This window comes from Ruegeria sp. ANG-S4, assembly GCF_000814005.1.
GTDB lineage: Bacteria > Pseudomonadota > Alphaproteobacteria > Rhodobacterales > Rhodobacteraceae > Ruegeria.
The window spans coordinates 58060-64165 of sequence record NZ_JWLK01000003.1 but is presented as its reverse complement, the minus strand read 5'-3'; the positions used below and the strand labels follow the sequence as shown (position 1 = coordinate 64165).

General features: G+C 53.0%; 4 protein-coding genes. All 4 read right to left on the bottom strand.

Annotation, left to right across the window (positions count from 1 at the left end; all coding sequences use genetic code 11):
- The coding region (locus RA28_RS10675) for a PA14 domain-containing protein (RefSeq protein ID WP_039528122.1) at positions 1 to 1085 on the bottom strand (1085 nt) is incomplete at its 3' end.
- A gap of 373 nt (positions 1086 to 1458) precedes the next feature.
- Positions 1459 to 2439, bottom strand: coding sequence for a glycosyltransferase (locus RA28_RS10670; protein WP_039528120.1), 981 nt, complete (start codon positions 2437 to 2439; stop codon positions 1459 to 1461).
- A 258-nt stretch (positions 2440 to 2697) separates the two neighbouring features.
- Positions 2698 to 3945 (bottom strand): glycosyltransferase family 4 protein, encoded by a 1248-nt coding sequence (locus RA28_RS10665; protein WP_039528150.1) that lies wholly within the window; start codon positions 3943 to 3945, stop codon positions 2698 to 2700.
- 252 nt (positions 3946 to 4197) lie between these two features.
- On the bottom strand, positions 4198 to 6072 hold the full coding sequence (locus tag RA28_RS10660) for a DUF6077 domain-containing protein (RefSeq protein ID WP_193747396.1): 1875 nt from the start codon (positions 6070 to 6072) through the stop codon (positions 4198 to 4200).
- Between the last annotated feature and the right edge of the window lie 34 nt (positions 6073 to 6106).

Genomic DNA, 6106 nt, shown 5'->3' with positions numbered 1-6106 from the left:
CTCAGGCTGTCGCCCGAAATGACCTCGCGCCGACCATTGCTGTCAGGCCCCACCCACTCCAGGATTAATGTTTGCGCCGCTCCGGATTCGAAATAACGAACCTCAATGTCATGCGCGCCAGCCGAAAGATCAAGCGTGATAATTCTTGAAACGTCCGGATGCCGACCGTCGTTATCAATGACCAACTGTCCGTCAACATAGAGGGCCGAGCCGTCATCCGACGTCAGGTAAAAGGTGTACTTCCCACCTGTCGCGACATTCAGATCGCCTGCGTACTGCACGGCAAAATAATCCGAAGGGCCATTCTTCCAGAATGGATCAAAACGGAAGCGGGAATTCAGCTCGGTTGTTTGGAACGTCGCCGCAGAATCCGCCTCAAAGTCGATTTGCGTCAGCGAGGTGGTTGCCGCAGGTATGACGAAACCTCGTGCCAACAGCCCCTGATTGGTCTTGGTGGGGCCATCATCAGGCGTATCCGGCGTGGAACCGCTGCCCGTATCGGTATCACCACTATCGGGCGTGTCGGGTGTGGAACCGCCATTATCTACAACGGTATCGCCATCATCAGGCGTATCCGGCGTGGAACCGCCATTATCTGCAGACGTGTCGTCAGAATCGTCTTCACCTGCAACAGTGTGGCTCAGGCTGTCGCCCGAAATGACCTCGCGCCGACCATTGCTGTCAGGCCCCACCCACTCCAGCTGCAGAGTGGAAAGACCTTTGTTCTCAAAGTAGAAAATTTCTATTTTATGGGCACCAGCGGCAAGATTCAGAGTGACGTCCTGCTCTCTCGCCGCATGCAGCCCGTCATTCGAGATGACCAGTTTCCCGTCAATATAGAGGGCCGAGCCGTCGTCCGACGTCAGGTAAAAGGTATATTCCCCATCTTCATAGACATTTAAGTCGCCAACATGAGACGCTGCGAACTTGTCGCGCGGTCCATCACGCCACATTCCGCCGGTGCTGAGATACGTATCCAGCGAGTCTACGACACCCGTCGCATCAGGTGTGCCGGTGAAATCAATCTCACTCAGAGACGAGATTCCGCTTCCCAAAGTGAAGTACTGTGCAAAAAGACCCATCATGAAGCTCTGCCCATTCGTTCATTAATATCGCAGTTAAGCGACAATTGTTGCTATCTCGCGACCTGAAGAAGGCCCAAATAAGGCTGTAATATGGTCAAGCAACAAAACATCTAAATCTGCCAACTAAATTTTAAGCAGAGTTTAAGTTAACCTCGATGTTTTGATTGCTGGTTTTACCTTGCAACAATCCGTTGACCCCGGTGAGTGTCGAACACATTGTCTGCAGTACTTGTTACGCTATAATTTTGCCTTTCTGGCCCACTTAACGCCGCGTGTGTGAGTGCTGCACCTTATCAAATTTAAAACTGATGGGGTTTCAAGCAGCTATGGATAGACGCCGCCGTTTAGGCGGAAATTCGCAGAGTTTGCTATATTACTTGTATTCAATCAGTCGAGGCGACACGCCGCGAAAGCGGTGCCAATAGAATTCTACAGCCCCAATCGCTTCCGGGAACTTGCCCAGCGTCAAGAAGAAGGCAATTTCCCAACTGCCTTTCCTGTATATACCATATCGCGCGGACAGTCTCATTAATTGTGTAGGATAAACAACGGCGGCAACCGCCCACCAAGGGCTAAAAGCAATCGAAAACAGGATAATCGCGAGCGGCATGAATACTCCCCATATGAGTATACGCCGCAGGGCATCAAGATTGTGGCGCTCTGCCAAAGAGCCATGAAGATAGGCCCCTTCCGCAAAAGCATGACCACTGCGGCGTGACCGCCTCCACCATTGGGAAAATCGAATCATTGCCGCGTCATGCAGGGTCATATCGGCATCGAGCCGCCAGACTTTCCACCTCCGAGAGCGCAGCCTTACACAGAGTTCCGGCTCTTCCCCGGCAATCAGGTCTTCCCGAAAACCCCCCGCATCGCGAAAGGCCGAAATGCGCATCACAGAATCCCCGCCACAGGCGTCTGCCTCCCCTATAGGCGTATTCCATTCCCAATCGCAAAGTCGGTTGTAAACAGAGTGATCCGGATGTTGCTCCTTTCGTCGCCCGCACACCACAGCGACATCGGGGTTGTCGGAAAGAAATCTGCGGGCCGTCTCCAGCCAGCCGGGTTGCAGGCTGCAATCGCCGTCGACAAACTGGACCAACTCAACATCGTGGCAGAGTTCAAGCGCTTCAAAACCTGCGTTTCGTGCGCGGGCTGCGGTGAAAGGGATGGAAAGATCAAGCTCAACGACGTGAGCCCCGGCAAGCTTTGCATGTTTCACGCTGTCATCTGTAGACCCGGAATCGACATAGACCACCCCGGCGACATCCTCGGGTAAACTCTGCAGGCAACCAATAAGGCGCTGGCCTTCGTTTCGGCCAATGACGACAACACCGATAGAGGAAGTCTTCTGCATCAATTTAACCCTGACAAGTAGCATTCGCCCCTTCAAAGGGCACGGGATAGTCCTCAAAACGGTTATGCTTTAGCGCTCAGTTCCGTTAAATTTCGCAGATCATCCACGTTAGGTAATTTTGTGTTGTAGTTTGTAGTAAAAGCGACATTTCATGTCTATGGCCCCAATATCGCCACTGATCCTGATACGAAATGTCATCTCGCGCTTATCGTTTACGACAAAACCCCACGAAGCAGGAAACCTACGCCTGCCGAGTCTCTAGATGCTGCGCGCGTTGTGAATACTGAACTCCGTTTGATCATCTGATGAAAACAATTGCAGTAGTCGGCCAGCCTCCAGATCAATATTGTACTCTGCTTCAATTTTCTTGCGCGCGCTCAAACCCATCTGCTCGCACCTTTTGGGATTGGACAGCAGTTCGTTCAGGCGCTGCGCCAAAGTGTTTAGATCTCCTGGTGGAGTAATGAACCCGTGAACACCATCATTCACCAGTTCAGGCACACCGGCAACCTGAGACGCAATCACCGGAATACGGCTTGCCATGGCTTCCATCAAAACAACGGGGACCCCTTCGGCAAAACTCGGTAAAACCAGGATATCCGATTGTCGCAACAAATCCGCGACCTCTGTCTGGTTGCAATACCCCAGAAAGCGCACGGCCTCTTTCAGACCTAAGACACGAGCGTGTTCTTCCAAAGCGGCCCTGTCATCGCCATCCCCAACAATGGTCAGTTGCGCAGCGGGATGGTCGCGGAGCACCTTTGCAAAGGTTTCAAGCAATAACGGCGCGCCTTTGACCGCGCTCAAACGCCCAATAAAGAGGACATTTTTGCCATAACGCTTTTCGTCAGAGCTGCCATAGTCGCCGACGACCACACCGCAATGAACAATGCGAAGCTTTGACCAGTGCTGCTGATCGGAAAACAGCATGACCTGCGAACGACAAAAGTAGCTGATACAGGATACAAACCGGGCACGTGCAACTTTTTCGTCGATTCTCCAACGCTCGGCCTCAAAGAAAATTGCGGGGCCGTGCATGGTGAAACTGTAGGGAATACCGGAAAGCTCACTGGTCAACATTGCCACTGTACAGCTGGAATTGCCAAAATGATTGTGCAAGTGCTTTACATGTTTTGTCAGCAAATGATCTGCCAAGATTCCGGCTTCGACAAAATAGAAGAGCTGGTACAAAAGCGCTTTTGGCCCGGGCGATGTGGTTTTTATGGCCAATAAAAGCGCCGAGACCCAACGACTAGGGGATCGGGTAAAAAGCTTTGTATGCGTGCGGAGAATCCTGAGCGGAGATTGTGCCGCCTGAAGAATGCAAAACGTATTGTCGTTCTCGACGACCTGTTCGGGCCCCGAAATTTCTTTGGGGGGGGGGCGCCTGACCGTGCATGTCAAAACCTCCGCACCTTTTGCCCGCAGCGCCATCACTTCGCGTTGGATAAATGTATGAGAAACCTTCGGGTATTCTCCGGTCAAATAAGCGATTGGACCCTTTATAACTTTCTGTACCACTTCAACTCCAACACTTGGGCCCCGGACATGTGGGCAGCAACCTTCCAAGCCAAGCCACTTAGAACACTCTGTTACAAAACAGATTACCTAAATTCCTACAATAGCTTCCGAGATGCGACCTTCGCTTAGAGGTCAGATGATTGTTGCTTTCTTCCGGCCATTCTGAATTGTATCTTTCGTCATGCGATTCAACTTAAACACGGGGTCGATTTTCCGCGGCCACCTCTTACGGATGCTTTACACACAGTTCAGATCAATCTTGTAGATGTGATACCCCGCAATCTGCGCCACACTGGCGGCGGAAATATCGTTAAGCACTTGCATCTGCGCACTCGCGGTTTGAGGGGGTGACAGAATGACAAGGTCGACGCACAGGGTTTGCATGGCTTCAATAACCGCAATTGCATCCGCATCCTCATCACCATTCACCCAGTTGGACAGAATACGTCTTGGGCGCAATTGTTCCGGGGCAACAACCGGCGTACTTTGGTCCAAATACAGTCGCCTGCTGTAAACTAAGGGCGGACTGCCTTCAAAACCCGGGAGCAATGCTGCAACCGGCTCAGCGGCAAGTACCGGGTGCTCATGCGTTGCAATCGCCAAGACATGGGCGGCTACTTTTTGTTCATTCACAGGTAGCTTGACCATTGACGGCAAAATAGATGTGTCGCGCGTTCCGATAAGGCCAAATGGTGTCATGGTTGCAAGCAACAGAGCTGCACAAACAATTGCGACTCCGGCCCGTGTCCACCCCGACGCGACGACGCCCCAAGTCAAAAAGGCAGCAAGCATCATGGGGACCGGGATCGCCCACCATAGTCGAAAGTTCAGCCCCCCCGTTACAAAACGATCATAGGCCGGCCAAACCCAGGGATTGATGACAAATAAAAGCGTCATCACGACAAAGGCGGAAATCCAGCGTCCGCCACGCAGAAAGCAGGCCGCAGCAGCAGCTATGACGGCAACCAGAAGCAAAAGCAGTAGATTGGGTTTTCCGGCCACCATATCCCAAAGCGCTAGGCCCTCATGCGGGGGAAGATTGCCATCCACCTGCACACTGACAGGTTTGTCAAAGAGCAAAAGCCAGAGGCCTGCGGCAAGTACAGGAAGCGCCGCCGACAAAACCAGCAAACGGCGCGGTTCTCGTCCTGACCGTGCAACCCATCCTGCGCCAAGCGCCAACCCAAGCGCCAGTGGCGCAATGTAGACGGCATTTGCTGTCAGCCCGAGTGCTGCACATGACAAACCGGCCAGCATTGGAATGACCCGTCCCGGCCGAACATCAAACATATCGCTCCGCCATACGGTGAACACGATAAGCGGCACCACAATCAGAATAAGCGGGCCCTTGCCATGGAAAAGGCGCGTAAGCCCGTGCACGCCCCAGCTCTGCAATGTTCCGGCAAATATCATGGATGCCAAGACCGATAGAACTGCGAAGACCCACCAGTTGCGCCCGAACATGCCATAGCCGATGACCGCTAGGGTGGCTGCCAATACAACACACCAGATCATCGGCAACACAAAATGCGAGACGATGACGACGGGCAGACCGGTTGCCCATGCGATTGCAGCAATAAGTGTCGGAAGGGCTTCAATTTTGTAATTTGTCCCCAAAACGGGCCACGCATCGATCCCGTACATCGTATCCGTGGTCAGCATGCCGCCCTGCGAAAAAACCATGCCGATCGGCAAATTCAGATAAAAGGCATCATCTGCATCCGGCCGGAGGATCAGAACGTACAATCCACAGATAAGCACAACCAGCAGACAAAATGGCACAAGACCCGGACCTTGCTGCGGCCGATCGTATTGCGCCGCAGTGGCAACGTGATCCCGAGGCGTTACAACAAGCGAAAAAATAGCCAGTGCCAGGGTTGTCGCCCACAATGGTCGCGCATCATTTGTCGGGATAAAATATATGGCAGCAGCGGCCATGCATAACCCGCCAATTCCACAGGCGATCAAAACGCTGCGCGGGGGGGGGTGAAACATCTGGGGCCCGGGGTTTGATGTCATCAGGACCGGTGTCCAAGTGGCTTCCGCCCTCAGGGCAGCGATTGCACCCAACACCCCGGCCAAGGCAGCAACCCACACCGAACTGAAAGGCATTCCCATGAGGGTGAGTGGAATTGACCCGACACTC